Origin of the sequence: Myxococcus sp. CA039A, from assembly GCF_013336645.1 — a bacterium.
Taxonomy (GTDB): domain Bacteria; phylum Myxococcota; class Myxococcia; order Myxococcales; family Myxococcaceae; genus Myxococcus; species Myxococcus llanfairpwllgwyngyllgogerychwyrndrobwllllantysiliogogogochensis.
Genome location: NZ_JABUMQ010000007.1, coordinates 1 through 26464, shown reverse-complemented (window position 1 = coordinate 26464; position 26464 = coordinate 1). Strand labels below are relative to the sequence as shown.

The window sequence follows — 26464 nt, the reverse complement described above, 5'->3', positions numbered from 1 at the left end:
TTGGCTTCACCATGACGACCTCATCATTCGTTTGGGGGAATCGCATGCTCGTGAAGAGAGGTCGCGGAGTCGTAGGCGCCACGCTGCTGAGCCTGACATTGGGGGCTTGCACGGAGGCCAACACATCCAAGGATGCGAAGGATGCGGTGACCGAGAAGGCCTCGGCGGCGCTCTCGGGTGAGCACCAGGTCCTCTCCGTCGACAAGGACTCCACCCCCACCTTCGTCAGTGGTCTGTTTGGCGCGGCGCCGACCAGTGTCGCCGCCGTCCGGGGTGTCCAGGCGGAGACGCTGGCGCCCGTCATCGCGCGCGTCGCCCCTCTGTTCAAGGTGAAGCCCGACCAGCTCTTCCTGAAGCGGGCCTACGTCGGCTTCGACGGGGACGCGCACTTCCGCTATGGCGTGCGCCTCAACGGCGTGGAGATCATGGGCGCGGAGCTGCGGCTGCACGCTCGCAACGGCCAGGTGTTCGCCGCCAACGGAAACGCGCGCACCGACCTTCGCGCGCCCGTGGGTGCCAATGTCTCCGCGGAGCTGGCGGTGGAGACGGCCCAGAAGGACCGTGCCTCCCCGCCGAAGGCGGCCATCGAGGGCAAGCCGGAGCTGGTCTACTGGCTCGACAGCGGCCAGTACCTCCTGGCGTACCGCATGCGCATGACGGGTGAGCAGAAGGACGGCACCCCGGTGGACGACACCGTGCTCGTCAACGCGCGCTCGGGGGACCTGTTCGAGCGCTACACCAATATCCACTCGGCGCTGGTCCGCCGGGTCTATGACGGTGGCAACACCACGACCCTTCCCGGCACCGTGGGCCGCAACGAAGGAGACCCGCCTGTCGCGGACCCCATCGTCAACGCCGCCTACGACAACCTGGGCGCCGTCTACAATTGCTACAACGACCTGTTCGGCCGCGACTCCTACGACAGGGCGGGCGCCACGCTCATCGCCACCGTTCACCACCGCGTGAATTATGTGAATGCGTTCTGGAATGGTACGCAGATGGTGTTCGGCGACGGCGACGGCACCACCTCCCTCAACCTGGCCCTCAGCCTGGACGTGACGGCCCACGAGCTGACGCACGCCGTGACGGAGTTCGACTCGGACCTCATCTACTCCGGCGAGTCCGGCGGCCTGAACGAGGCCATGTCCGACATCTTCGGCGCCGTGTGTGAATGGCACGCGGAGGCGCGGACCATCAACGCCGGAACGTACCTCGTGGGCGAGGACGTCTGGACGCCCGACGTCGAGGGGGATGCCCTTCGCTACATGAACAACCCCACGCAGGATGGGGACTCGCTGGATGACTACGGCGACTACACCTCCGGCGTCGATGTCCACTACAGCTCGGGCATCGCCAACCTGGCGTTCTACCTCCTCGCGCAGGGTGGCACGCATCCGCGCTTCCCCACGCGCCCGGCGGTGGCGGGCATCGGTATCGAGAAGGCCGCCCGCATCTTCTACAAGGCGAACCTGGACTTCTTCCTCCCCGGCACCAACTTCGACGCGGCGAAGGCCGGGACGGAGCAGGCCGCCGCGCAGCTGGGCTACGACGCGGCGACCATCGCCTCCGTCAACGCGGCGTGGAAGGCCGTGCAGGTGGGCGTCATCTTCGAGCCCCCAAATCCGCGCGAGCTGGTGCGCAACATCCCCGTGGTCCTCTCCGGAGCCCGCACCACCAAGGAGTATGGCTGGGGTGAGGTGCCCGAGGGCGCGACGAACCTGCGCTTCACCCAGTCGGGTGGAACGGGCGACGCGGACCTCTATGTCCGCGTCGGCAACTACCCGACGACGGGCTCCTACGATTGCCGGCCCTACCTCTCCACCAACAACGAGGCGTGCATCTTCGCCAATCCGACGCCCGGCAAGTATTACTTCATGGTCAACGGCTTCACTGACTACGCCAATGCGTCGCTGGTGATGACGTACCAGGGCGGTTTCTTCCCGCTCGAGCCCAACGTGGTGGTGGGTGGCCTGTCCGGCGCCACCAACGACACCCACGGCTTCTTCGTCCAGATTCCCGAGGCCCCCGAGGGCGGCTATCGCAACGTCACCGTGCGAGTCGAGGGCGGTACGGGCAACGCCGACCTCTACGTCCGTCGCGGCGCCATCCCCACCCACAGCGACTACGACTGCCGAAGCATGAAGGAAACCAACGCGGAGCGCTGCGACCTCAAGTACGTCGAGGGTGGCAAGTACTACGTGTTGCTCTACGGCGCGAAGGGCGGCTACGCCAACGCGTCCGTCGTCGTCACCTACCGCTGAGCTGAACCGAGCTGATGCAAGACGGCCCACCCGGTCCGGAGGCGTGAAGCCTCGGCGGGTGGGCCGTCGCATTTCCGGCCGCACCATGAGACCTGGCGGGTGGTCCTCAAGTCCTGGCATGGAGTGACGTGAACTGTCACACGCGTCACGCCATCGCCTCCCACTCCGCCAGCAAAGACTGACATCGGTGGGGAGTTCCGCGGGGTGGGTCCAGACCTGCCTGTTGCGTGAATCGCGATGAAGTCGGGGTGCGCCTTGTCACTGAGCTGCCTTTGGCGTCACCATGACGACCTCATCATCCAGCTGGGGGAAGCGCATGCTCTTGAAGAGAGGTCGCGGAGTCATAGGTGCCACGCTGCTATGCCTGACATTGGGAGCCTGCACCGAGGCCACCACGCCGAAGGAAGGCAAGGACGCGGTGAGCAAGAAGTCCTCGGAGGCGCTCACCGGCGCGCACCAGGTCATCGCCGTGGACCAGGACCGGGTTCCCACCTTCGTCAACGGGCCATTCGGCGCCGCGCCGACGAGCGCCGACGCCCTCCGGGGGCTCCAGCCCGCGACGCTGGCGCCGGTCCTCGCGCGGGTGGCGCCGCTGTTCAAGGTGAAGCCCGAGCAGCTCTTCCTGAAGAAGGCCTACGTCGGCTTCGACGGGGATGCGCACTTCCGCTACGGGGTGCGAGTCAACGGCGTGGAGGTCATGGGCGCGGAGCTGAGGCTGCACGCTCGCGATGGCCAGGTCTTCGCCGCGAACGGTGACGCGCGCACGGACCTGCCCGCCCCCGAGGGCGCCAGCGTCTCCACGGAGCTCGCGGTGGAGGAGGCCCGGAAGGACCGCGCCTCGCCGCCCGACGCCACCCTCGTGGGCAAGCCCGAGCTCGTCTACTGGCGCGACGGCGGACAGCTCCTGCTCGCCTACCGGCTGCGCATGACGGGCGAGACACGCGGGGGTGAGCGCGTGGATGACACGGTGCTCGTCAACGCACGCTCGGGCGACGTGTTCGAGCGCATCACCAACCTCCACGGCGCGCTGAACCGCCGGGTCTACGACGGCAAAAACGGACCCGGCCTTCCCGGCACCCCGAGCCGCATGGAGGGACAACCGCCGGTCCTCGACCCCGTCGTCAACGCGGCCTATGACAACACGGGCGCCGTCTGGCGTTGCTACAAGGAGCTGTTCAACCGCGACTCCTACGACAACGCGGGCGCCGCGCTCATCACCACCGTTCACCACCGGGTGAACTATGTGAACGCGTACTGGGATGGCGTGCAGATGGTGTTCGGCGACGGCGACGGGACCACCGCCTCCATCCTGCCCTATGCCGTCGACATCACGGCCCATGAGCTGACGCACGCGGTGACGGAGCACGAGTCGGACCTCATCTACTCCGGCGAGTCCGGCGGCCTGAACGAGGCCATCTCCGACATCTTCGGCGCCGTGTGCGAGTGGCACTCGGAGGGCAAGGTCATCGACGAGGGGACGTTCATGATTGGCGAGGACGTCTGGACGCCGGAGACTCCCGGGGACGCGCTTCGCTACCTGTTCAACCCCAAGCTGGATGGGGAGTCGCTGGATGACTACGTCGACTACAGCTCGGGCGTCGACGTCCACTACAGCTCGGGCATCGCCAACCTGGCGTTCTATCTGCTCTCGCAGGGTGGCACGCATCCGCGCTTCCCCACGCGCCCCGCGGTGACGGGCATCGGCATCGAGAAGGCCGCCCGCATCGTCTACAAGGCGAACGTGGACCTCCTGACTCCGTCCTCCAACTTCGAGACGGCGAAGGTCGCCACGGAGCAGGCCGCCGCCCAGTTGGGCTACGACGAAGCGACCATCGCCTCCGTCACCGCCGCGTGGAAGGCCGTGCAGGTGGGCGTCATCATCCTGCCCCCGCACCGCACCCTCTTGGAGCGCGACATCCCCGTGGTCCTCTCCGCCGCCCGTGGCGCCAAGGAGTATGCCGAGGGCGAGGTGCCCGAGGGCGCGACGAACCTGCGCTTCGCCCTGTCGGGTGGAACGGGCGACGCGGACCTCTATGTCCGCTTCGGCAACGCCCCGACGACCTCCTCCTATGACTGCCGGCCGTACATCACCGGCAACAACGAGGCGTGCTCCTTCGCGACTCCCGCGTTCGGCAAGTGGTACGTGATGGTCAACGGCTTCACCGCCTACGCCAATGCGTCGCTGGTGATGACATACCAGGGCGGCTACCTCGCGCTCGAGCCCAACGTGGTGGTGGGCGGCCTGTCCGGCGCCACGAACTCCACACAAGGCTTCTTCGCCCACATTCCGGAGGCCCCGGAGGGCGGCTATCGCAACGTCACCGTGCGCGTCGAGGGCGGAACGGGCAACGCGGACCTCTATGTCCGTCGCGGCGCCATGCCTACCCACAGCGAGTACGATTGCCGCGGCATGAAGGAAGGCAACACGGAGCGCTGCGACCTCAAGTATGTCGAGGGCGGCAAATACTACGTGTGGCTCTACGGCGCGAAGGGCGGCTACGCCAACACATCGGTCGTCGTCACCTATCGCTGACGCGAGAGGTTGAAGGACGGCTCCCCGTCCGTGGGGCGTGTCTCCACGGGCGGGTGGGCAGCGGCGGTCCTGGTCCACTTGTCATCGAGCAAGTCCTGGCTTCACCATGGCGACTTCATCATTCGCCGGGGGGAAGCACATGGGCTGGAATCGAGGATGCAGGGTCCTGGGAGTCGTCGTGCTGGGCTTGTCGCTGGGCGCATGCGCCGACACACGCACGCCGGAGGACCGCCCCGACGGGGTGGCCGAGAGTCGGGCGCCTCTTCCACGCTCGGAGGAAATCCAGGTCATCGCCGTCGACGCGGACTCCGTTCCCACGTTCGTCAACGGGGCGTTTGGCCAGGTGCCCTCCAATCCCGACGCGGTGAGAGGCATCCAGGCGGAGACGCTCTCCCCTGTCATCGCACGCGTGGCGCCGCTGTTCAGGGTGAAGCCCGAGCAGCTCGTCCTGAAGAAGGCCTACGTCGGCTTCGACGGGGATGCGCACTTCCGCTTCGGCGTGCGGGTGAATGGCGTGGAGGTCATGGGCGCGGAGCTGCGACTCCACGCTCGAGACGGCCAGGTCTTCGCCGCCAACGGGGATGCGCGCACGGACCTGCCCGCCCCCCTCGGCGCCACGCTCTCGCCGGCCCTGGCGGAAGAGCTGGCTCGCAACCATGGCGCCTCCCTTCGTGATGCGGACATCGCGGGCACACCGGCGCTCGTCTACTGGCGCGACGGGGCACAGTTCCTGCTGGCCTACCGGCTGCGCGTCACGGGAGCGGCGGAGGACGGGGGCCCGGTGAACGACACCGTGCTCGTCAACGCACGCTCGGGCGAGGTGCTCCTGAGGTACTCGAACCTGCACTCCTTGCGGTCTCGCAGGGTGTATGACGGTCGGAACACGAGCACATTGCCCGGCACGATGGCTCGCGCGGAGACTCCGCCCTCCCTGGACCCCATCGTCAATGTGACCCATGACAACCTCGGCGCTGTCTATGCCTGCTACTGGGAACTCTTCGGTCGCGACTCTTTCGACAACGCGGGAGCACCACTCATCGCCACCGTCCACCACCGGGTGAACTATGTGAATGCCTTCTGGACCGGGACGCAGTTGGTCTTCGGTGATGGCGACGGAGTGAATGCCCACAACCTGGCCCTGGCCGTGGACGTGACGGCCCACGAGCTGACGCACGGGGTGACGGAGCACGAATCGGGCCTCATCTACGCCGGCGAGTCGGGTGGCATGAATGAATCCATGTCCGACATCTTCGGCGCCGTATGTGAATGGCACGCGGAGAACCGCACCATCAACGCGGGCACGTTCCTCCTGGGCGAGGACATCTGGACTCCCTCCAGTTCGGGAGACGCGCTTCGCTACATGAACGACCCCACGCTGGATGGGGCCTCGCTGGACGACTACAGCAACTACACCTCCGGCGTCGATGTCCACTACAGCTCCGGCATCTCCAATCTGGCCTTCTATCTGCTCTCCCAGGGGGGCCGTCACCCGAGCCATCCGGACTGGCCCTTCGTGGAAGGCATTGGCATCGAGAAGGCCGCGCGCATCTTCTACAAGGCGAACATGGACATGCTGACTCCCTCCTCCGGTTTCCTGGCCGCGAGGATTACGACGGAGCAGGCCGCGATTCAGCTTGGCTATGACGCGGGCAACGTGGCGTCGGTCTCCGCCGCCTGGGAGGCAGTGAACGTCAGAGCGCCAGTGATTATCGACATGGCGAAGGACGTTCCCTTCCCGCTCCGGGCGGCCGTGGGGAAGTCCTGGCTCGGCAGGGGGATGGTTCCCACCGGAGCCCGGGACTTGAAGTTCACCCTGTCGGGAGGGACCGGGGACGCGGACCTGTATGTCCGCTTCGACGAGCGGCCCACGACGACCCTCTATCAGTGCCGCCCCTTCCGGCTGGGCAACAACGAGCAGTGCGTCTTCCCCGCGCCCGCGGCCGGCGCCTGGCATGTCCTGGTCCACGCCGCCTCCACTTATGACGGCGCTACCCTGAAGATGACCCACCAGTGAGGCTTCACCGCGCGTCCACTCCAACAGGGTGGGCGCGCGGAGCCGGCCCCAGGGATGCCTCGCTGCCCCTCGCGCGAGCAGGCACGGACCCCGGTCCTCTTCCCCATGCCCGCGCTCGCCCCCCTGCTCCCCTCGCGGCACCTCGGATGGGATGAGGCGAGCGTGCGGACTGTGGCGTAGACAACACATGTCTCAGCGCTCATGGAAGCACGCAAGGCCCGTGCAATTCCGAGGATGCGACAGAATATTGTCGCCGGCGCAGGCCTTCAGGTCCTTGCGTTGAGGTCTCACCCTGCAACCCCTGCTACGTCCTGCAACCCACGGGGTGAGGGGCGATGAGATTTGATGAGCCACTCGACCCAAAGCTCCGGAGCGCCGCGCTCCGACCTTCATCCCATGGCCGCGGCGGTGCTTGCCGGGGGAGGCGAGATGGGTGCGCTCATGCGCGCCATCGATTGGGTGAAAACGCCCGTGGGCGCGCCGGAGACCTGGCCTCAGTCACTGCGCACCGCGGTCAGCATCCTGCTGGAGTCGCGCTTCCCGATGTACATCGCGTGGGGCCCCCAACTCGTCCAGTTCTACAATGACGGGTACCGACCGGTGCTCGGCTCGACGAAGCACCCGGCGGCCATGGGCCACAGCGCCCAGGCGACGTTCGCGGAGAGCTGGCACATCATCGGTCCGCAGTTCGACGGGGTGTGGCGGGGAACGGCGGTTGGCTCCGAAGACTGGATGCTGCCGTTGGATAGGCACGGCTACCTGGAGGAGTGCTACTTCACGTACTCCTACAGCCCGATACGTGACGAAAGCGGGGGCGTCGGAGGCATCCTCGCCACCCTGACCGAGACCACGGGTCGGGTGCTGGGCGAGCGGCGGCTACGGACCCTGAGGGACCTCGCCGCGCGTGCGGGAACCGTGAAGCATGAAGGAGACGTCTGGCGCGAAGCCGCGCGGGCCCTGGCGGGCAACGCCTTCGACGTCCCCTTCGCCTTGCTCTATCGCCTGGGCGCCAGCGGCGAGCAGGCGGACCTGATGGAAGTGACGGGCTGGGACACGAAGGCCCAGGCCGCCTCGCGGTTCGGCGACCTCCCCGCCAGCACCCGCTGGTCCTTCCCCGAGGCCCTGGCGGCCCCGGGGGGCCTCCTCATCTCCGACGTGCGCGCCCACTTCGGCGACCTCCCGGGCGGTCCGTGGCCCGAGGCCCCTCACTCGGTCATGGTGTTGCCCATCACCCGGCCTGGCGCCGAGCGCCCCCACGGCTTCCTCGTCGCGGGGCTGAGCGCGCGGCGCGCCCTGGACGACGACTACCGGGGGTTCCTGGGGCTGGTGGCGGACCACATCGCCACGGCCGTCAGCAACGCTCGCGCCTATGAAGACGAGAAGCGGCGGGCGGAGGCCCTGGCGGAGATTGATCGCTCGAAGACCGCCTTCTTCAGCAATGTCAGTCACGAGTTCCGCACGCCGCTCACCTTGATGCTCGGTCCCGTCGAGGACTCCCTGGCGGATGTCCTGGAGCCGCTCCCCCCCGCCCAACGCGAGCGGCAGGAGCTGGTGCGACGCAATGGCCTGCGGCTGCAGAAGCTGGTCAACACGCTGCTCGACTTCGCCCGGCTCGAGGCCGGACGCGCGCAGGCCTCCTTCATCCCGACAGACCTCTCCGCCCTCACCCGGGACCTGGTCAGCAGCTTCGATTCGGCGATGACCACCGCGGGGCTCGAGCTGGTGGTCACCTGCCCCCCGCTGCCCGACTCCGTCTATGTGGACCCGGAGATGTGGGAGAAGGTTGTCTTGAACCTCCTCTCCAACGCCTTCAAGTTCACCTTCGAGGGCCAGGTTCGCATCGCGCTGAAGTGGCGGGACGACACCGTGGAGCTGACCGTCCAGGACACGGGCATCGGGATGCCAGCAGAGGAGCTGCCTCGCATCTTCGAGCGCTTCCACCGGGTCGAAGGCTCACGCGGACGCAGCCATGAAGGCACGGGCATTGGACTCGCGCTGGTGCGGGAGCTGGTCAAGCTGCACGGCGGCGCCGTGACGGTGACGAGCGCGCTCGACCAGGGAACCACCTTCACGGTGAGCCTCCCGACAGGCTCCGCGCACCTGCCTCGGGAGCATGTCGGGGCCGCCCGGGCCCTGACGTCCACGGGGATTGGCGCCAGCGCGTTCCTCGCGGAGCTCTCCCAGTGGAGCACTCCCGAGGCGCCCCTCGTCGAGCCCGCCCTCTCCTCCTCCGAAGCGCGCATCCTCCTGGCGGACGACAACGCCGACATGCGCGGCTACCTGCTGCGGCTCCTGTCGCCCCACTGGCGCGTGGAGTCGGTGAGCGATGGCACCCAGGCGTTCATCGCCGCGCGGCGGACGCCTCCCGACCTCATCATCTCCGATGTGATGATGCCGGGCATCGGCGGTCTGGAGCTCGTCCAGGCCCTGCGCGCCGACGAGCACACCCGCACCATTCCCATCCTGCTGCTGTCCGCGCGCGCGGGTGAAGAGGCCACCATCGAGGGACTGCGCAGCGGCGCGGACGAGTACCTGGTCAAGCCCTTCTCCGCGAACGAACTCCGAGCGCGCGTCAACGCCCTGCTCACCGTCTCCAGGCTTCGCCAGGCGTCGGTCCACGCCGAGCGTGCCCATGCGGAGGAGGCCCAGCGCCTGCTCGACGAGGCCCGCCGCGCCACCCGCTCGCGAGAGGAGACCCTCGCGGTGGTCAGCCACGACCTGCGCTCGCCGCTCGCCGCCATCAGCACCTCCGCCGAGCTGCTGCGTCGAATCCCCCTGGAGAGCGGACCGGGCGAGCGCGTGCGCAAGCAGGCGGAGTCGATCCGACGCTCGGCCAGCCGGATGAACCGGCTCATCGACGACCTGCTCGACCTGGAGAGCATCGAGACCGGAACCCTCTCCATCGAGGCGCGCCCGCAGACCGTCGAGGAGCTCATCCGCGAGGCCCGCGAGCAGTTCGGGCCCCAGGCGGCCGAGAAGGGCCTGCGCCTGGACATCGACGTGGAGCCCGGCCTCGTCGTGAAGTGCGACCGGGAACGCATCCTCCAGGCCATCGGGAACCTGCTCTCCAACGCCATCAAGTTCTCGCCCTCTGGCACGGGGGGCGCAATCCACCTGCGGGCCGGGCTCGATGCCGGGACACGGGACATCCGCTTCAGCGTGACGGACAGCGGGCCGGGGGTTCCGCTCGAAGCGCAGCAGCACATCTTCGACCGCTACTGGCACGCGGCGCAGAAGCGGCGCGGGGGCCATGGGCTGGGCCTCTCCATCGCGAAGGGCATCGTGGAGAGCCACGGTGGGCGGATGCGGTTGGAGCGCACCTCCGACGCGGGCAGCACCTTCTGCTTCTGGCTCCCCGCCGAGCAGGGCGTCGCGGAGCCCGCCATGACACCGCGTCCGCCGCCCCAGTGGCTGGGCAGCGAGGAGCACTTCGTTCAAGGCGGCGGCGACATGGGCGCGTTGATGCGCGCCTTCGACTGGCGGACGACGGCGCTGGGTCCGCTCGAGCGCTGGCCCCAGTCGCTGCGGACGTCCGTCAGCACGATGCTGCGCTCTCCGTACCCCATCATCCTCTTCTGGGGTCCGGAGCTGAACATGCTCTACAACGACCCGTTCCGTCCCATCCTGGGGGCGAAGCATCCGCTGACGCTGGGCGCGCGCGGGGCCGAGGCCCTGGCGGAGGAGTGGCGGCTGCTGGGGCCCCTCATGCAGCGCGTGCATGAGACAGGAGAGCCGCTCTTCATCGAGAACGGGAACGTCAACTTCGCGCGGCGGCCCGGTGGCCTGCGCGAAGAGGCCTACTTCACCTGGTCCTACAACCCCACCATTGGCGAGACAGGGGAGATCGCCGGCCTCTTCGCCATCGCGAGCGAGACCACGCGTCAGGTCGTCGGAGACCGACGACTGGCCATCCTCCGCGAGCTGTCCATCCGCGCGGCGCTCAGCGAGAAGGTCGACGCGCTCTTCGTCGCGCTGGAAGAGGTCCTCACGCCCGCGGGCCACGACCTGCCCTTCGCGCTGCTCTACGTCGTCCGAAACGACAAGGCCCAGCTGGTCTCCTGCGCCAACCTGCCCCGAGGCGCGGCCGCGGCCCCCACCGAGCTGCTGCTCGATGAAGAGACCTCGTGGCCGCTCTCCAAAGTCGTACGCACGGGGCAGGAGGCGCTGGTGGAGGACCTGTCGTCGAGGTTCGGTCCCCTCCCCGGCGGCCCCTGGCCGGAGCCCACGACGCGCGCCCTGCTGCTCCCGGTGCCCATGGGCGCGGACGCGGAGCTGACCGGCGTGCTCGTCGCCGGCATCAGTCCGCTGCGTGCGCTGGATGACGAGTACCAGAGCTTCTTGCAACTGCTGGCGCGGCAGCTCGCCGCCAGCCTCGCCAGCGCCCGCGCCTACGAGCAGGAGCGCCAGCGCGCCGAGCAGCTCGCCCTGCTCGACCAGGCCAAGACGGCCTTCTTCAGCAACGTGAGCCACGAGTTCCGCACGCCCCTCACGCTCATCCTCGGGCCCATCGAGGACGCCATGGCCAGGACGCCCAGGGCCCTGGGCGAAGAGCAGCTCGACCTGGTGCGCCGCAACGCGCTCCGGCTCTACAAGATGGTCAACACCCTGCTCGACTTCTCGCGCATGGAGGCGGGGCGAACGCAGGCCACGTACGTCCCCACGGACCTGTCGGCCTTCACTCGCAACCTGGCGAGCGCCTTCGAGTCCGCCGTGGGCAGCGCGGGGCTGCGGCTGAGGGTGGACTGTCCCCCGCTTCCCGAGTCCGTCTATGTCGACCCGGAGATGTGGGAGAAGGTTGTCCTGAACCTGCTCTCCAACGCGGTGAAGTACACCCACCAGGGGGAGATCCGCGTGGGCATGCACTGGAGGGACGGGCGCGCGGTCCTCACCGTGCAGGACACCGGCGTGGGGATTCCCGAGGAGGACCTGCCGCGCATCTTCGAGCGCTTCTACCGCGTGCGCGCCACCCAGGGTCGGAGCCACGAGGGGACGGGCATCGGCCTCGCCATGGTGGAGGACCTGGTCAAGCTGCATGGGGGCGACGTCTCCGTGACGAGCCGGCTGGGCGTGGGCACCACCTTCACCGTGCGGCTGCCGGGCGGCTCGGCCCACCTGCCTCCGGAGCGAATCGACCACAAGCCCCGCTCCCGCTCGTCGGCGGCGTGGGCCGCCCCTTTCGTCGACGAGGCCCAGCGCTGGTCCGCCTCCGACGCTCCGCTGCTCCAGCCCCAGGCGCCGGACGCGACGCGGACCGCTGACGACGTCCAGTTGGATGTTCCCCTGGCGCTGGCCTCCTCCCGGATTCTCCTCGTGGACGACAACGCCGACCTGCGCAGCTATGTCTCGGGGCTGCTGGGGCGCCGCTTCCCCCATGTCGAGACAGCCACGAACGGAGAGGAGGCCCTCGCGCGGGCCCGCGTCCAGCCGCCCGACCTCATCCTCTCCGACGTGATGATGCCGGTGCTGGACGGCTTCGGCCTCGTGCGAGAACTCCGCGCGGACCCACGCACGCGCGCCATCCCCATCATCCTGCTCTCCGCGCGCGCGGGCGACGAGTCCACGGTGGAGGGCCTGTCGAGCGGAGCGGATGACTATCTGGTGAAGCCCTTCTCCGCGCGCGAGCTCATCGCCCGGGTGCGCACCCAGCTCGAGATGGTCAGCGTGCGCCGGGAAGTGACGCGCAAGGAGCTGGAGAAGGAGGAGCTGCTCGAGTCCGTGCACCTGCGCGACGAGTTCCTCAGCCTCGTCAGCCATGAGCTGCGCACCCCGGTGAGTGTCCTGGCCCTCAACATCCAGTCGCTGCTCCGAAGCCTGGACCGCCAGGGCGGTCAGCGCTCTCCGGAGGAGCTGCTGCGGGCGCGGGCGCTGACGACGGAGAAGCAGCTCCAGCGCCTGACGCGGCTGGTGGAGCACCTGCTGGATGTGTCGGAGTTCGTCACCGGCCGCCTGGAGCTGGTGCGGCAGGACGTGGACCCGACCGCCACCGTGAAGGCGGTCGTGGACGAGGCTCGGGAGAAGGCCGCGCGCGCGGAGAGCACCGTGACGTTGAACGCCCCGTCTTCCATCGTGGGTCGGTTCGACCCGGAGCGACTGCACCAGCTGGTCGAGGGCCTGCTCGACAACGCCCTCAAGTTCGGCGCGGGCAAGCCTGTCGAGGTGACGGTGGCTCCGACGGAGGACAGCGTCCGCATCTCGGTCGTGGACCATGGCCCCGGGGTCGCCCCCGAGGACCACGAGCGCATCTTCGGACGCTTCGAGCGAGCTGTCTCCGCGCGCAACCATGGAGGCTTCGGACTGGGCCTGTGGATGGCACGCCACATCGTGGAGGGACATGCGGGGCGCATCCACGTGACGCGCACGGAAGGCGGCGGCGCCACCTTCACCGTCGTGCTCCCGGTGCTGGAAGCGCCGGGGTGAGGGCGCGCTTCACAGCCGTCCGTGCGGCACCCGGCCCTGCTGGAACGCATCCACCTGGAGGAACGTGAAGGGCTGGTCATACAGGAGCCGGTCCTGCTGCCGCGTGCGGAACAGGTCCACGATGATGTTCATCCGGTCCGACAGGCTCCCCCAGTCCCGCGCCGCGCTGCCCGCCGTGTCGTCCGGGGACCTGTCCAGCGCCGCCATCAACGCCACCAGCTCCGGATGCGACAGCCGCTCCAGGGCCGGTGGGAAGTCCCGCTCCGCCGTCAGCGCGGGCAGGTCCTCTCCCAGCCGCAGCGTCACGTCCGGCAGCTCCATCTTCATCAGCATCCGCGTCGCCAGCTCGCGCCACAGCCGCTCCAGGCGCTGGGCCAGCGGCGCGAAGCCTTCCCGCAGGCCCCACTCGGACAGGCTGCGCGCCCGGGGATTCGGGTCCGCCCGGACGAAGGCGACCAGGTGCTCCAGGAACAGCTCCTTCACCGGCGCGTTGAGCGCGGCGACCACGGGCCCCTGCAGCCGCGCCTGCTCGTGGTAGCCCACCAGCGCGTTGGCCAGGAACATCAGCTCCGCGTGGGCCTTCGGGTCCTCGGTGAAACACGCCTCGTGGTAGTGCCGCACCGCGCGGATGAGCAGGTCCTGCCCGCCTTCACCCACAGGCCCCGGAGCCAGCCGCGACACCACCGCCTCCACTCGCGACGGCTCGGGCGAGTCCATGCCAGTGAAGTTCGCCAGGAGGTCCGTGTACAGCGGCCCCAGCTCCTGGAAGACCACCAGGTTGCCGCGCGCGGTGTGACGGGCCACCTCGTCGAGCACGTCCTCCACCGTGCGCGCCAGCACGTACTGGATGCCCACGGACGCGCCCCACGCGCCCAGGAGCCGGTCCTGCAGCTCCGAGAAGCCGCGCGTCACCGCGTCCGCCCGCTCCAGCAACTGCGCCATCACCCCTGGCAGCACGTCCTTGCGGATGAAGGCCCCCGCCGTCTTCGAGGCCCACGTCGAGAAGCCACACCAGCTCAGGTCCTCCTCGCCGAACACGTCGGTGAGGGCCACCTCGAGCACGTGGTACGTCTGGGTGATGTGGAGGTTGCGCAGGACGGGGTCCCCCATCTGGATGATGGCCTCCACCTCCGCCTGTGTGGGAACGGGCCACCAGCGCGGCAGCGTGCAGCAGACCATGGTGGAGGCGCCTCCCGAGAAGCCGGGGACGGAAATGCCCCCAGCCAAGAAGTCGGGACGCGGACGCCCGGAGTCAACGGGCCACCGGGCCCTCGCCCGGCCGCGGGGGCGGCTCCGGCTTGCGAGTCCTGGTCACCCCTGACAGGCTGCCAGGCATGGTGCCGCTGACAGACCGGGCCGCCCTGCCCCTGGAGCAACGAGCAGCGCTGGAGCGAGAGCTCGCGCCCCTCACCCTGCTCCAGGACGTGGTGCGCTGGGGCTTCGCCAGCACGCCGCCGCGCGACGTGACGGAAGTGGTGGTGCAGGACGAGTTCACCCACGACGTGGTGCTGCCCTGGAAGGACGGCGGCTACCTCGTCTTCGACACCACCTGACTCGGCGGAATCAACGCGGTCTCCGTGTGGGACCGTCGACCCAGCGCTGATGAACTCCTCGACGCCCGGCTCGCGGCGGGCTGGACGCCCACGCCCACGAGCACCGTCGACGGCGACGTCATCCTGGGCCACGCCGCGTGCAGGGTGCCGCCCGCGAAGGACGGGGCGACACCCTGAGCGGCGAGGGGACTACTTCCCCTTGCCCTGCTCCTTCACCCACGAGTCCTTCAGGGTGACGGTGCGGTTGAAGACGGGCTTGCCCGGCTGCGAGTCCTTCGGGTCCGCGAAGAAGTACCCCAACCGCTCGAACTGGAAGCGGGACTCCGGCGTCGCCTGGGCAAGGCCCGGCTCCACGCGCGCGTTCCTGAGGACCTCCAGGCTCGCCGGATTGAGGAAGGTGGTGAAGTCCTTCGCGTCATCCGAGTCCGGGCTCTCCACGGAGAAGAGCCTGTCGTACAGCCGCACCTCGGCGGTGGGCGCGTTGCCCGGCACCCAGTGCAGCGTGCCCTTCACCTTGCGGCCATCCGGCGAGTCACCGCCGCGCGTGGCCGGGTCATAGGTGCAGCGCAGCTCCGTGATGTTGCCGGCCGCGTCCTTGATGACCTCCTTGCAGGTGATGAAGTACGCCGAGCGCAGGCGCACCTCCTTGCCCGGCGCCAGTCGGAAGAAGCCCTTGGCGGGGACCTCCATGAAGTCCTCCGCCTCGATGAACAGCTCGCGCATGAACGGCACCTTGCGCGTGCCCATCTCCGGCTTCTGCGGGTGGTTCTGCACCTCCAGGAGCTCCTCCTGGCCTTCCGGGTAGTTCTCCACCACCACCTTCAGCGGGCGCAGCACCGCCATGGCGCGAGGGGCCGTCTCGTTCAGGTCCTCGCGGATGCACAGCTCCAGCACGCCCATGTCGATGAGCTGCTGCGTCTTGCTGACACCCGCGCGCGTGGCGAAGTCGCGGATGGAGGCCGGCGTGAAGCCCCGGCGGCGCAGGCCGCTGATGGTCATCATCCGGGGGTCATCCCAACCGGAGACGTACTTCTCCATGACGAGCTTGAGCAGCTTGCGCTTGCTCATCACCGTGTAGTTGAGGTTCAGCCGGTTGAACTCGTACTGATGCGGCCGCTCCCCCTGGATGAGGCTGTCCACAATCCAGTCGTACAGCACGCGGCGGTTCTCGAACTCCAGCGTACAGACGGAGTGGGTGATGCCCTCAATCGCATCCGACAGGCAGTGCGCGAAGTCGTAGAGCGGGTAGATGGGCCACGCCTCGCCGGTGCGGTGATGGTGCGCGTGGCGGATGCGGTAGATGGGCGGGTCCCTCAACACGGGGTTGGGGGACGCCATGTCGATCTTGGCGCGCAGCGTGTGCTTGCCGTCCGGGAACTCTCCGCCGCGCATGCGCTCGAAGAGGTCCAGGTTCTCCTCCACGGAGCGGGTGCGGTACGGGCTGTCGCGGCCCGGCGTGGTGAAGTCGCCGCGGTACTCGCGAATCTCGTCCGCCGACAGGCTGCACACGTACGCCTTGCCCTGCTTGATGAGCTGCACGGCGAAGTCGTAGAGCTTGGGGAAGTAGTCGGAGGCGAAGAACTTCCGGTCGTCCCAGTCGAAGCCCAGCCACTTCACGTCCCGCTGGATGGACTCGACGTAGTCGGTGTCCTCGGTGACGGGGTTGGTGTCGTCGAAGCGCAGGTTGCACAGGCCACCGTATTGCTTCGCCAGCCCGAAGTTCAGGCAGATGGCCTTGGCGTGGCCGATGTGGAGGTAGCCATTGGGCTCGGGCGGGAAGCGGGTGAGCACGCGACCACCGTGCTTTCCCGCGCGCCGGTCTTCCTCGATGATTTCCTGGAGGAAGTTCAGGCCCTGCGTTTCGTTCGTCGTCGTCATGATGGGGGCGAATCCTCGTGAAGCCGCCCGGGGCCGGCAAGCGATTCCTTGCACCCTCGCCGTTCCCAGCGGGCCTCGGAGGAGAACACCCGGGCCGGGCGCCCCCTTCCAACGCGGGGCGGCGGGGCCTCCGGACGGAAAAGCCCCCAGGGGGCCTCAGAGGGACGCCAGCAGCGCTTCCCAGGCCCCCAGGGCCCGCGTCGCCGACAGCTCCTCCGCGCGGGCCCGGGCCCGGCGGGACAAATCCTTGCGGTGCACCTCGTCGGTGACGACGCGCCCCAGCGCCTCCGACAGCGCCTGGGGGTCCTCCAGGGGCACCAGGACCCCGTGGCGGCCATGCTCCAGGACCTCCGCCGGCCCGGAGGGACAGTCCGTGCTGACCACGGGGCACCCCAGGGCGAGCGCCTCCAGCAGCACCATGGGCAGGCCCTCGAAGCGCGAGGACAGGGCGAACACCGCGGCCTTTCGCATCAGCGCGTGCGGATTGGCGGCGAACCCCGGCATGAAGACGGTGGACTCCACGCCCAGCGAGCGGGCCAGGGCCTTCAAGTCGGCCTCCAGCGAGCCCACCCCGAGGATGAGCAGGTGCTGGTCCACGCCCCGCTTTCGCGCGAGAGCATGGGCGCGGATGAGCACGTCGAAGCCCTTCTGGGGCTCCAGCCGTCCCACGGCGATGACCACGGGCTTGTCGAAGACGGCCGGGGCCCAGTCGGGCAGCGGCCCTTCCCCGGCGGCGCGCACGACGTCGCCATCCACGAAGTTGGGGATGACCTGGAGTCGCTCCTCGGGCACGGGCACCAGCGACTGGAAGGACCGGGCGGTGTCATGGCCGCAGGCGACGATGCGGTTCATGCGCGGATACAGCAGGCGCAGGCCCCAGAGCTGTCGGCGCGGCTGCTCGCGATGGAAGGCGCCCCAGTCGAAGTGGATCATCCCGACGACGGGCTTGTTGAGCAGCCTGCCCGCCAGGCAGGCCAGCAGCGCGGCACGGCCCTCCTGGCCCGCGACGATGACGTCGGCCTCGCGCGCATGGCGCAGCAGGTGCCAGAGGTACACCGGCAGGCTCTGCCGATGGTAGTCGTAGGAGTCGGTGGCCCAGACGACCTCGGTGTTCCGGGGCAGTCGGTCCTCGCGGTCCGGCGGAGGGCGGTGGTGGAAGAACAGCCGGGTGGCGAAGCGCTCGGAGTCCAGGCCCGCCAGGATGTTGCAGACCGAGCGCTCGATACCGCCAGCGCCCATGAACACGAGCGTGAAGAGCACGCGCTTCCGGCGGGGGTCTTTCGAGGCGTCTCGTGGCACCGGTTGCAGCATCCAGCCCCCACTCCCCAGAAGGCGGGTGCACCGTAACCCAAGGAGGCATACCCGCCAACAAGACGAACGGGCCGCTCGCCCTCACGGGACGCGAGCCACCGGACTGACGCACACAGCCGGGCCACTCGGCTAGGCTCGCGCGCGCCCACGCCTTCCACTCCTCTCGTGAAAAACCCACTCCGCTCGCGCGTCCTCGTCTTCGTGGCGTCCCTGCTCTGCGTGTTCGCCGCCGGCGGCTTCCTCGCGGTGCGCGGCCACCGCATCGGGCAGGGCCTGCTGCATCCGCCCCATGTGCCGGTGGAGCGGCCCGTCGCCTCACCGGAGCTCTCTGGCCTTGAGGACGTGAGCTTCTCCAGCGTCGACGGGCTGACGCTGCGCGGCTGGTACGTGCCGTCGCGAAACCGGGCGGCGGTGGTGCTGGTGCATGGCTTCGCGGACAACCGCGCGCAGCTGCTCTTCGAGGCTCGCGCGCTCGCCCGAGCGGGTTATGGCGTGCTGCTGTTCGACCTGCGCGCGCATGGAGAGAGCGGCGGAGACCGCGTGACGTGGGGCGACGGCGAGCGGCGCGACGTGACGGCCGCGCTGGACTTCGTCTCCAAGCGCCAGGACGTGGACCCGGCGCGGCTGGGCCTCTTCGGGTTCTCCATGGGTGGCACCACCGCGCTGCTGGTGGCGGAGACGGACGTCCGCGTGAAGGCGGTCGTCGCGGCGGGCGCGTATCCCGCCCTGGAGGCGGACGTGTACTCGGGCTATGGCCGGTGGGGCGCCTTCAGCGCGGAGCCGGTGCTGTGGACGCTGCGGCACGCGGGCGTGGACGTGGACGCGGTGCGCCCCATCGACGGCATGTGCCAGCTCCAGGGCCGGCCGCTCCTGCTCGTCAACGGTGACGTGGACCCGGACGCCCCCGCCAAGCTCCAGGCCAGCCTCTTCCGCGCGGCCTGTGAGCCCAAGTCCCTGTGGGTCGTCGAGGGCGCGGGCCATGGCGAGTACTCGCGCGTCGCACCCGAGGAATACGCCCGCCGGCTGCGCGAGCACTTCGACCGGGCCCTCTTGAACGCGGGCTGACGCGAGCGCTACGGGGTGCCGTCCGGCTCGGAGGTCGGCTCGGGCGCCACCGCCGGAATCTCCCACGTGGGGGCCGAGTCCAGCGCGGGCCGCCCCACGAGCAACTCATGCGGCCGGAAGCCGCCCTTGTAGCGCAGCGACGCGCACGCCTGGACGCGGTAGCCCAGGTACACGTGGGGGATGCCGCGAGCGCGCGCCAGCTCCACCTGGAACACCACGTTCGCGGTGCCGAGCGACAGGGCCGCGCAGGCCGGGTCGTAGAAGAAGTACACCGCGCTCCACGCGCGCGGCGTCTCGTCGCAGATGCCCAGCGCCACCAGCTTCGGGCCGCCCTCCGCGCCATCGTCGTAGAAGGCGACCTCGCGCGCGGAGGGATGGGGGAACGAGAACTGGAGCGAGTACTCGCGCAAGGTGAGCGGCGAGGGCTCCCACTCCCGCGAGGACTCGCGCTCCGCGTGCCACGCCCGGTAGAGCGCCAGCCGCTCGTCGTCCACGCGGGGCACGTCCACCTCCACGCGCAGGTGCGCGCACGCCGCCCGGGCGCGTCGCTGGCTGCGATTGGGACGAAAGCCCTCCACCGGCAGGCGCAGCGAGACACATTCGCCACAGGTGGCGCAGGCGGGCCGGAAGTACAGCGGGCCGAACCGACGCCAGCCGCGCACCAGCAGGTGCTCGTACTCCTCCGGTGACACGTCCTGCATCACCAGGTTCTCCAACGACGCCTGCTGCTCGGGCAGGTAGCTGCACGGGCGAGGGGCTTCGACTTCGTGTGCCAGCAGGAGGGCCATGTCCGTCCAAGTTCCTCTCCGGCGGCCCGCCCGGCGTCAAGTCGGACGCGGGTGTCAGGATGCCCCGCGGCCAGGGAGCCACGCCCTGACAGTCTGTCATGTCGCGCCCCGGACGCATCCCCGACGGGAGGGCATGGCATGGCGACTGCAAACATTCTCGGGTGACTCCCACGTGAAGGCGGAAGCACATGGCCCGAGACTGCCTGCAGCCCTGGATGGACCGGCTCGCCCACGCCGAACTGGAGACCGAGGACGTCGCGCCTTTCTCCGCCTTCGTGGGGGGTGCGTGGGACGACCAGCGGCTGGGGACTCGGACCTTGAGCGCGCGCGCCGCCAACCCGGACAGGCCTGTCCTGCCAGCGAGGCTTTCCCGGCAGGTCGGTGAAGACCCCGGGTGGGAGACGGACGACTTCGAGTTCGCGGTGGCGAGCTACTGAAGACCGCGTCACCCCCTGACGAGTGGGCGTCCCTCCTGGACGCCGCTTCTCAACCTCATCCAGTTTGAGAACGCGCGGGCCCGCACACCTTGCGCGGCGGGCAGGCAGCCGCGCAAGCCGCGCGCGCGGTGGAACACCAAGGCGTCTTCCCGGCCCCCGGCGCCAGCGCGTATAAGTCTGACATGTCCGCAATCGATGTCTCGGTGGTGATGCCCACCCACCGACGAGAGAAGGAAGTGGTGGAGGCCATCCGTTCGGTGCTTCGCCAGGAGGGAGTCCAGGTCGAGGTCATCGTGTTGGATGACACGCCCGAGGGCACCGCTCGGGCGTCGGTGGAGGGGCTGGGCGATGAGCGCGTGCGCTACGTGGTGAACGACCCGCCCTCCAAGGGCCGTCCGGCGGTGGTGCGCAACCACGGCGTGACGCTGGCGCGCGGGCGCTACCTGCACTTCCTGGATGACGACGACATGCTGGCGGACGGCGCGCTGCACGCCATGGTGAGCGCGCTGGACGCGCGTCCCGACGCGGGCGTGGCGGTGGGCTGGGTGGTGCCCTTCGGCGACGACGCGGACTGGCTCAAGGACAAGAGCGAGTACTTCGAGTGGGCCGCCAAGGTGGGCTCCACGACGCCCAACAGCGCGTGGACGGTGGCGCACATCCTCTTTCGCGGAACGCTGTACGTGAACTCGGCCTGCATGGTGCGCCGCGAGCACTTCTCCGCGCTGGGCGGCTTCGACGCGTCCATCCCCGTCTACGAGGACGTGGACTTCTACCTGCGCGGCATCCGCGCCTTCGGCCACGTCTACGTCAACCGGCCCATCCTGCACTACCGCACGGGCCGGCCCTCGTTGATGCACAACCTGGGCAAGGACGGCACGCTGGTGATGCAGTCCAACGAGATGATTCACGGCAAGTACCGCAAGACGAACGGCGTGTTGGAGTACCGCGCGCTGCAGTTGTTGATGCGCGCGCTGCCCTTCGACGTCGCCAAGCGGCTGCCGCTGCGGTTGCCGAAGCAGGGCCGGGTCTCATGAGCTTGAAGAATCGCCTCGTCGGAACGGCCAAGCGGCAGATGAAGCAGACGCTGCGGCCGGTGCTCCAGCGGGCCATGGCGCCCAAGCGCACGGAGATTCCCGCGTCGTACTGGGGGCTGGAGCAGCGCACCGGCCAGGGCCTGTGCCTGGAGGGTGTGCCGCTCAAGGCGCTGGTGGAGCGCTGGGGCTCGCCACTGCACGTGGTGCACCTGGCGGCGCTGCGGCGCAACGTGGAGCGCTTCCTGGCGGTGCCTCAGGGACGGGCGGGCGGCTGCGAGGTGTTCTACTCGTACAAGACGAACCCGATTCCGGGTGTGCTGTCGGTGCTGCACGGCATGGGCGTGGGCGCCGAAATCATCTCCGCCTACGAGCTGTGGCTCGCGCTGAAGCTGGGCGTGGCGCCCGAGCGCATCGTCTACAACGGCCCGGTGAAGTCGGAGGCCTCGGTGCGAGAGGCCATCTCCCGGGGCATCCAGTTGCTGGCCGCCAATCACGCGGAGGAGCTGGGCACGTTCGCGCGCATCGCGGCCGAGCTGGGCAAGCGCCCCCGCGTGGCGCTGCGGGTGAGCACGGACAGTGGCTGGGCGGCGCAGTTCGGCACGCCCATCGCCGGGGGCGCGGCGCTGCGGGCGTATGCGCAGGCGCGTGCGTCGTCACACCTGGACGTCGTGGGGCTCCACGCGCACCGGGGCGCCACCATCCGGACGGAGGGCGAGTTCACCGGCTTCGTGGAGGCGGTGCTCGCCTTCACGGACACGCTGCACCAGGAGCTGGGGTTGGATCTGGAGGTGCTGGATTTGGGCGGCAGCCTCTGCACGCCGTCGGTGGAGCACATCGCCGAGCGCGACTGGCGGCTCAACCTCACCTTCTTCCGCGACGTGCCCGCGCCGGACCCGGAAGGGGCGCTCGGCATCTCCCGCTATGTGGCGCTCGCGGTGGAGCTGGTGGAGTCGCACTACGCGCGGCGGGGCCGCCAGCGTCCGCGCATCTTCCTGGAGCCGGGGCGCGCCATGACGGGCGACACGCAGTTGCTCCTGGGCCGCGTGCACACGCTCAAGCAGGGTGACGACCGGACCTGGGCGGTGCTCGATGCGGGCGTGAACCATGCCGAGTGCGTGCGCAACGAGTACCACCAGCTCTTCCATGTCGACCGGCCGGATGCGCCCGCGTCGCGCGTGTACACGGTGGTGGGGCCCATCTGCACGCCGGGCGACACGCTTTACCACGCGAAGCGGTTGCCGGAGCTGACCGAGGGCGACACGCTGGCCATCATGGATGCGGGCGCCTACTTCGTGCCGTTCGCCACGTCCTTCTCCTATCCCCAGCCCGCCATCATCGCGTTGGACGACGGGAAGGAACTGCTACTGCGCCGGGCGGAGACGTTCGAGGACCAGATTGCCCTCGACACCGTGACGGGCGCGGCGGCGACTCCCAGCAAGACGGAAGCCGCCTGAGCCTCACGGCCGCCCGCGTCTGAAGCGGGCGGCCCGGAGGACTACCGGTTGAGCACCATCATCCGGAGGAAGGCGCGGGGGTGGCGCGCGGAGCCGTAGAGAATCTGCGCGACCTCCACCGCCGTGGGCATCATGTCATCCGAGTCGATGAGCGGATCCACCGCCACGTCCCGGTGCTCACCCAGCCAACGCCGCCACTGACGTGCCTCGTCGACGGGGAGCGCGCCTGAGAGCCGCTGGAGGTTGAGCAACATCTCCAACGCAATCCGGTTGCAGAACACTTCACCCTTCCCCGTCCACTCGCGCGCCGCCTTCACCACGCCCTGGAGCGCGGGCTTGTCACCCAGCGCCGCGTGGTAGGCCATCAGCGGCAGCGGCAGTCCTCGCGCGATGTCGAAGCCCATCTGCCCGTAGTAGCGCGGGTTGAAGTCGATGAGGAGGAAGTCGTCCTTCGTCTGGATGAACTCCACCTCGAAGACACCGTGGTAGCCCAGTTTCTGGCACAGCCGCTTGAGGCCGTCCGACAGGTCCTGGCGCACCGGCGCGGACTCGAAGCACACGCCCACGCCCAGCCGGCGCGGACGCTGGAGCACCTTCATGGCGCCCCGCACCTCGAACAGCTCACCGGATTCGTCCACGAAGCCCGACAGGCTGTAGATGCCCTGCGCCGCTTCCGGATGGAACTCCTGCACCATCGGCCGCGCCACCGCCGGGTCGAAGTTCACCAGCATGGGCGCATACCCGTCGCGCGCGAAGGCCCGGTACTCCTCCACCAGCTGCGACGGCTCCGCCACCGGCAGGCCCTTGACGTGCGTGGAGTAGAGAATCTGCGTCGTCGGCTTGATGAGGACCGGGAAGCGCGCCTCGCGGGCGATGGCCTCCAGGTCCGCCTCGGACTCGGGGAACCAGGTGCGCGGCAGCGTCAGCCCCACCGCCTGGCCCGCCTCGAAGAGCTTGCGCTTGTTGAGCAGCCCGTACACCGCCTCCACGCCCGGGTCATAGAGGTGGAAGTACTGGGACAGCTCCCGGGCATGGACAGACACCAGCCACGCCAGCTCGTCGCTCGTCGGGTACAGCACGTGCCGATGCGGCTCCCTCCGGCCGAAGTCCAGCAGCCACTCCATGAACGCCTCGGGCTGGGATTCGGGAGGACACTGCACGCGCCGCCCGACGAAGCGGGACCAGCTCGCGGGGCCCAGACGGCCGGGGTCGGCCACCGTGACGTCAATGCCATTGCGCCCGAAGCAGCGCGCGGCGGCGAGCGTGCCGTAGAAGCTCGCGGAGAAGAGCAACGCGGACGGCCGCCCCTCCACGCGCGGGCGCGCCGCCTGTTCCACCTTCACGTCTTCTGCCTCCACCTGAGCCGTCTCCAGTCTCTCCACGTCCTCCAGCCTGCGCGGGCGCGGGGGCGCCCTGCGGGCCGTGGCCTGGGCATGCGCGCCGACACCTGAAGCCTGGGTCGACACAGGCGTCGCGGTAGCCGCGGCGAGCCCGGCGGTGAGGAGTGAGAGGATGTGCCGTTTCATACCTTGGGCACGCAACATAGCCGCCCCCCCCACCATTTGCCCCTGTCCACTTCGCGTCCATTGTTCCGCGGGCCCATTCCCCCAGGCCCTTCGGCCCCGGAACATCCGACCGGGTCCGCCGCGACGACCCACCGACGCGCGACGACCCATGGGGTGAGGTCGCGCCACGCGGGGCCGTGGCGCGAGCGGCTGGCCCCGCGCGTCAGGGGCTCACGCCGCCCTCCGGCCGCCACACGAGATAGCCCGAGTCGAGCAGCCACGCGTCCGTGGCCACCCCGCCCAGTCGCGTCCCCAGGCGTGTGACGGACTCACGGAAGGCGTCGGGGGGCGAGGTGTGTCCCGCCTCGCGCGCCTGTCTCCAGGCCTCCATCCACGCCTGGAAGAAGGTGTGCATGGGCTCGCCAGGACGCACGCGACGGCGCAAGTCCCGGGGCAGCCAGTCGCGGAACAGCAGGGGCGCGAAGCCATTGCGAAAGTCGGTGTGGAACAGCAGCGCCTCGCGCATGGGGGGCGCGTCCCCGTCCGCCGACGCTCGACGCAGCAGGTGCGCGGTGAGCACCGAACCCTCCGGGTCCGAGCTCCCCTCCACGAGCAGCCCCGACGGGAGCAGGAATCGACCCAGGGCATGGTGCACGTCGGAGACGCGCTCGGCCGGTCCCTGACGCAGCAGGTTCATGGCCCGCACGAGGCGCGCCGGCTCGTCCGCCGAGAGCGGCAGCTCGAAGCCCCCCTGCCGGAAGTGCGTGCGCGAGCCCGCATGGACCTGGGCGGCCAGGGCGCGCGCCTCCTCCAGCTCCACGCCGATGACGGTGAGCTCCGGCTGGAGCACGCGAAACGCCTCCGCGCTCTCCAGCGTCGTCCACGGGTGCTCACCAAAGCCCACGTCCACGAAGACGGCCCGGGCCCAGGCGCCATCGACACGCGACAGCAACCGGGGCTCGAAGCGGCACAGGTATGCATCGAGCGCGCGCAGGCGACCCGGCGCGGTGCGACCCCGGGTCTTCGCATCCAGCGTGGACATGCCTCCCACTTCGTCGAGGCGCGCCATGCGCGTCAAGCCTCCCCCGTTCCCTCCGGACCGCGCGGGCCGGTAGGCTCCTCCGCGTGCGCCCCGCCTCCGCCCTCACCTGCCCCGGCTGTCAGGCGCCCCGCGTGGAGGGGGCGGAGTGTCCTCGCTGCGGCATCATCTACGCCCGAGCGGAGGCCCGTGCGGCGCGCAGGGCCGAGCAGGAGCGCGCCGCGGCGGCAGCGGACCCGCAGGCCCCGGAACCCGCGCCCTTCGAGGTGGACCCCGCCTGGCTCGCGCCGCCACCGGACCTGCGCTCGGACGCGCATCCGCTGGAGACCGCCGCGTTCGACGCCGCCGACGAACAGGCCGTACACGAGCTGCGGCTGCGGCTCATCGTCGTGCCCGTGGCGTTGCTCGTGGGTTATCTGGGGGCCACCGGCTCGCTGCGCTTCATCGTCCGGCTGTTCACCATGCTGGTGCATGAGCTGGGGCACGCCGTCACCGCGTGGCTGTGCGGCATCCCCGCCGTGCCGTCGCTCTGGGTGACCTCCATGGGCTCGGAGCGATGGTACTCGCTGGCGTTGGCGCTCGCGGGCGCGCTCGGAGCGCTCACCTGGATTGGCTGGAAGCTGCGCCGCTGGGCGTGGGTGACGTGGGGCGTGGTGCTGCTCACCTGCCAGCTCGTCTGCACCGTGGGCCTGCCCATGTCGAGCACGCTGCCGCTCGTCATCTTCGGCGGTGACGGGGGGATGCTGGTGCTGGGCACGGTGCTGATGGGGTGCTTCTACGTGCGGCCCGGCAGCTACCTGCACGTGCGCGCGCTGCGCTGGGGCCTGGTGCCCATTGGCGCGCTGTCCTTCTGGGACGGCTTCCTCACCTGGTGGAGGGCGAGGACGAACGCGGAGGAGATTCCGTTCGGCCGCATGGAGGGCCAGGGCCTGAGCGACCCCAGCCGACTGGTGGATGAGCACGGCTGGCAGGAGGGCGACCTCATCCGCCGCTATGTGACGCTGGGCGTGCTCTGCCTCGTGGCCCTGGCGGTGTTCCACATCCTGCACCTCTACCGCGGGCGGAGCCGCCTGCGCGCCGCCGTGCGAGCGCTGCGCCACCAGGAGGAGTGACGAGACGTCTCGGGTTGTGACAGCGGTGGGGAACGCCGGTACCCTTCGCGGCACATGGCACAC

17 protein-coding genes are annotated in these 26464 nt (G+C 69.5%); 11 read left to right on the top strand and 6 right to left on the bottom strand.

Going from position 1 to position 26464, the window contains the following annotated elements:
• Positions 1 to 44: 44 nt before the first annotated feature.
• From HR086_RS02045 to HR086_RS02030, 4 genes are all read left to right on the top strand, one after another.
• Positions 45 to 2261, top strand: a complete 2217-nt coding sequence (locus tag HR086_RS02045) for a M4 family metallopeptidase (protein WP_174464695.1) — start codon at positions 45 to 47, stop codon at positions 2259 to 2261.
• A 316-nt stretch (positions 2262 to 2577) separates the two neighbouring features.
• A complete protein-coding gene (locus HR086_RS02040; RefSeq protein WP_174464694.1) occupies positions 2578 to 4794 on the top strand; it encodes a M4 family metallopeptidase in 2217 nt (738 codons plus the stop codon).
• A gap of 178 nt (positions 4795 to 4972) precedes the next feature.
• Entirely contained in the window at positions 4973 to 6808 is a 1836-nt protein-coding gene (locus tag HR086_RS02035) for a M4 family metallopeptidase (RefSeq protein ID WP_373564246.1), read from the top strand.
• Between the two features lie 429 nt (positions 6809 to 7237).
• A complete protein-coding gene (locus HR086_RS02030; RefSeq protein WP_174464692.1) occupies positions 7238 to 13225 on the top strand; it encodes an ATP-binding protein in 5988 nt (1995 codons plus the stop codon).
• A gap of 9 nt (positions 13226 to 13234) precedes the next feature.
• Here the strand turns inward: HR086_RS02030 and HR086_RS02025 are convergent, their stop codons facing one another.
• Positions 13235 to 14404, bottom strand: a complete 1170-nt coding sequence (locus HR086_RS02025; RefSeq protein ID WP_174464691.1) for a hypothetical protein — start codon at positions 14402 to 14404, stop codon at positions 13235 to 13237.
• 155 nt (positions 14405 to 14559) lie between these two features.
• Here HR086_RS02025 and HR086_RS02020 point away from each other — a divergent pair, with 155 nt between their 5' ends.
• Together HR086_RS02020 and HR086_RS02015 are read left to right on the top strand one after the other, a co-directional pair.
• Positions 14560 to 14778, top strand: coding sequence for a hypothetical protein (locus tag HR086_RS02020; protein WP_141647878.1), 219 nt, complete (start codon positions 14560 to 14562; stop codon positions 14776 to 14778).
• 24 nt (positions 14779 to 14802) lie between these two features.
• Positions 14803 to 14955 (top strand): hypothetical protein, encoded by a 153-nt coding sequence (locus HR086_RS02015; RefSeq protein WP_174457270.1) that lies wholly within the window; start codon positions 14803 to 14805, stop codon positions 14953 to 14955.
• A 12-nt stretch (positions 14956 to 14967) separates the two neighbouring features.
• On the opposite strand, the gene HR086_RS02010 is transcribed toward HR086_RS02015, so the two are convergent.
• Both HR086_RS02010 and HR086_RS02005 read right to left on the bottom strand, forming a co-directional pair.
• Positions 14968 to 16656, bottom strand: coding sequence for a glutamine--tRNA ligase/YqeY domain fusion protein (locus HR086_RS02010; RefSeq protein WP_174464690.1), 1689 nt, complete (start codon positions 16654 to 16656; stop codon positions 14968 to 14970).
• Positions 16657 to 16812: 156 nt separating this feature from the next.
• Positions 16813 to 17967 carry a glycosyltransferase gene (locus HR086_RS02005; protein WP_141647871.1) on the bottom strand — a complete coding sequence of 385 codons (1155 nt, stop codon included), beginning with the start codon at positions 17965 to 17967 and terminating at the stop codon, positions 16813 to 16815.
• A 165-nt stretch (positions 17968 to 18132) separates the two neighbouring features.
• Here HR086_RS02005 and HR086_RS02000 point away from each other — a divergent pair, with 165 nt between their 5' ends.
• A complete protein-coding gene (locus HR086_RS02000; protein WP_371817324.1) occupies positions 18133 to 19032 on the top strand; it encodes an alpha/beta hydrolase in 900 nt (299 codons plus the stop codon).
• Positions 19033 to 19040: 8 nt separating this feature from the next.
• Here the strand turns inward: HR086_RS02000 and HR086_RS01995 are convergent, their stop codons facing one another.
• Complete coding sequence (locus HR086_RS01995) at positions 19041 to 19820, bottom strand: arginyltransferase (protein ID WP_174457271.1); 780 nt, start codon at positions 19818 to 19820, stop codon at positions 19041 to 19043.
• 188 nt (positions 19821 to 20008) lie between these two features.
• Between HR086_RS01995 and HR086_RS01990 the strand changes: the two genes are divergently transcribed.
• The 3 genes from HR086_RS01990 to HR086_RS01980 all read left to right on the top strand — a co-directional run bounded on the left by HR086_RS01990 (position 20009) and on the right by HR086_RS01980 (position 22745).
• Positions 20009 to 20257 (top strand): hypothetical protein, encoded by a 249-nt coding sequence (locus HR086_RS01990; RefSeq protein ID WP_174464689.1) that lies wholly within the window; start codon positions 20009 to 20011, stop codon positions 20255 to 20257.
• 182 nt (positions 20258 to 20439) lie between these two features.
• The gene (locus HR086_RS01985; RefSeq protein WP_141647875.1) at positions 20440 to 21291 is read left to right on the top strand and encodes a glycosyltransferase family 2 protein; all 852 of its coding nucleotides are present in this window, start codon (positions 20440 to 20442) and stop codon (positions 21289 to 21291) included.
• Positions 21288 to 22745 (top strand): pyridoxal-dependent decarboxylase, encoded by a 1458-nt coding sequence (locus HR086_RS01980; protein WP_174464688.1) that lies wholly within the window; start codon positions 21288 to 21290, stop codon positions 22743 to 22745. Before HR086_RS01985 ends, HR086_RS01980 begins: the two co-directional genes overlap by 4 nt.
• A 41-nt stretch (positions 22746 to 22786) precedes the next feature.
• Here HR086_RS01980 and HR086_RS01975 read toward each other — a convergent pair whose 3' ends face one another.
• Both HR086_RS01975 and HR086_RS01970 read right to left on the bottom strand, forming a co-directional pair.
• A complete protein-coding gene (locus HR086_RS01975) occupies positions 22787 to 24271 on the bottom strand; it encodes a carbamoyl-phosphate synthase (RefSeq protein WP_246137714.1) in 1485 nt (494 codons plus the stop codon).
• Positions 24272 to 24473: 202 nt separating this feature from the next.
• Positions 24474 to 25292, bottom strand: a complete 819-nt coding sequence (locus HR086_RS01970) for a methylase (protein ID WP_174457305.1) — start codon at positions 25290 to 25292, stop codon at positions 24474 to 24476.
• Positions 25293 to 25375: 83 nt separating this feature from the next.
• Between HR086_RS01970 and HR086_RS01965 the strand changes: the two genes are divergently transcribed.
• Positions 25376 to 26401 (top strand): hypothetical protein, encoded by a 1026-nt coding sequence (locus HR086_RS01965; RefSeq protein WP_174457274.1) that lies wholly within the window; start codon positions 25376 to 25378, stop codon positions 26399 to 26401.
• Positions 26402 to 26464 lie beyond the last annotated feature (63 nt).

Excerpts from the sequence above, each read along its gene's own strand:
- HR086_RS02040 (WP_174464694.1), top strand. The coding sequence starts at position 2,578 with ATGCTCTTGAAGAGAGGTCGCGGAGTCATAGGTGCCACGCTGCTATGC.
- HR086_RS01995 (WP_174457271.1), bottom strand. The coding sequence starts at position 19,820 with ATGGCCCTCCTGCTGGCACACGAAGTCGAAGCCCCTCGCCCGTGCAGC.
- HR086_RS01975 (WP_246137714.1), bottom strand. The coding sequence starts at position 24,271 with ATGAAACGGCACATCCTCTCACTCCTCACCGCCGGGCTCGCCGCGGCT.
- HR086_RS02045 (WP_174464695.1), top strand. The coding sequence starts at position 45 with ATGCTCGTGAAGAGAGGTCGCGGAGTCGTAGGCGCCACGCTGCTGAGC.
- HR086_RS02025 (WP_174464691.1), bottom strand. The coding sequence starts at position 14,404 with ATGGTCTGCTGCACGCTGCCGCGCTGGTGGCCCGTTCCCACACAGGCG.
- HR086_RS02020 (WP_141647878.1), top strand. The coding sequence starts at position 14,560 with ATGGTGCCGCTGACAGACCGGGCCGCCCTGCCCCTGGAGCAACGAGCA.
- HR086_RS01985 (WP_141647875.1), top strand. The coding sequence starts at position 20,440 with ATGTCCGCAATCGATGTCTCGGTGGTGATGCCCACCCACCGACGAGAG.
- HR086_RS02005 (WP_141647871.1), bottom strand. The coding sequence starts at position 17,967 with ATGCTGCAACCGGTGCCACGAGACGCCTCGAAAGACCCCCGCCGGAAG.
- HR086_RS01990 (WP_174464689.1), top strand. The coding sequence starts at position 20,009 with ATGGCCCGAGACTGCCTGCAGCCCTGGATGGACCGGCTCGCCCACGCC.
- HR086_RS02010 (WP_174464690.1), bottom strand. The coding sequence starts at position 16,656 with ATGACGACGACGAACGAAACGCAGGGCCTGAACTTCCTCCAGGAAATC.
- HR086_RS01980 (WP_174464688.1), top strand. The coding sequence starts at position 21,288 with ATGAGCTTGAAGAATCGCCTCGTCGGAACGGCCAAGCGGCAGATGAAG.
- HR086_RS01970 (WP_174457305.1), bottom strand. The coding sequence starts at position 25,292 with ATGTCCACGCTGGATGCGAAGACCCGGGGTCGCACCGCGCCGGGTCGC.
- HR086_RS02030 (WP_174464692.1), top strand. The coding sequence starts at position 7,238 with ATGGGTGCGCTCATGCGCGCCATCGATTGGGTGAAAACGCCCGTGGGC.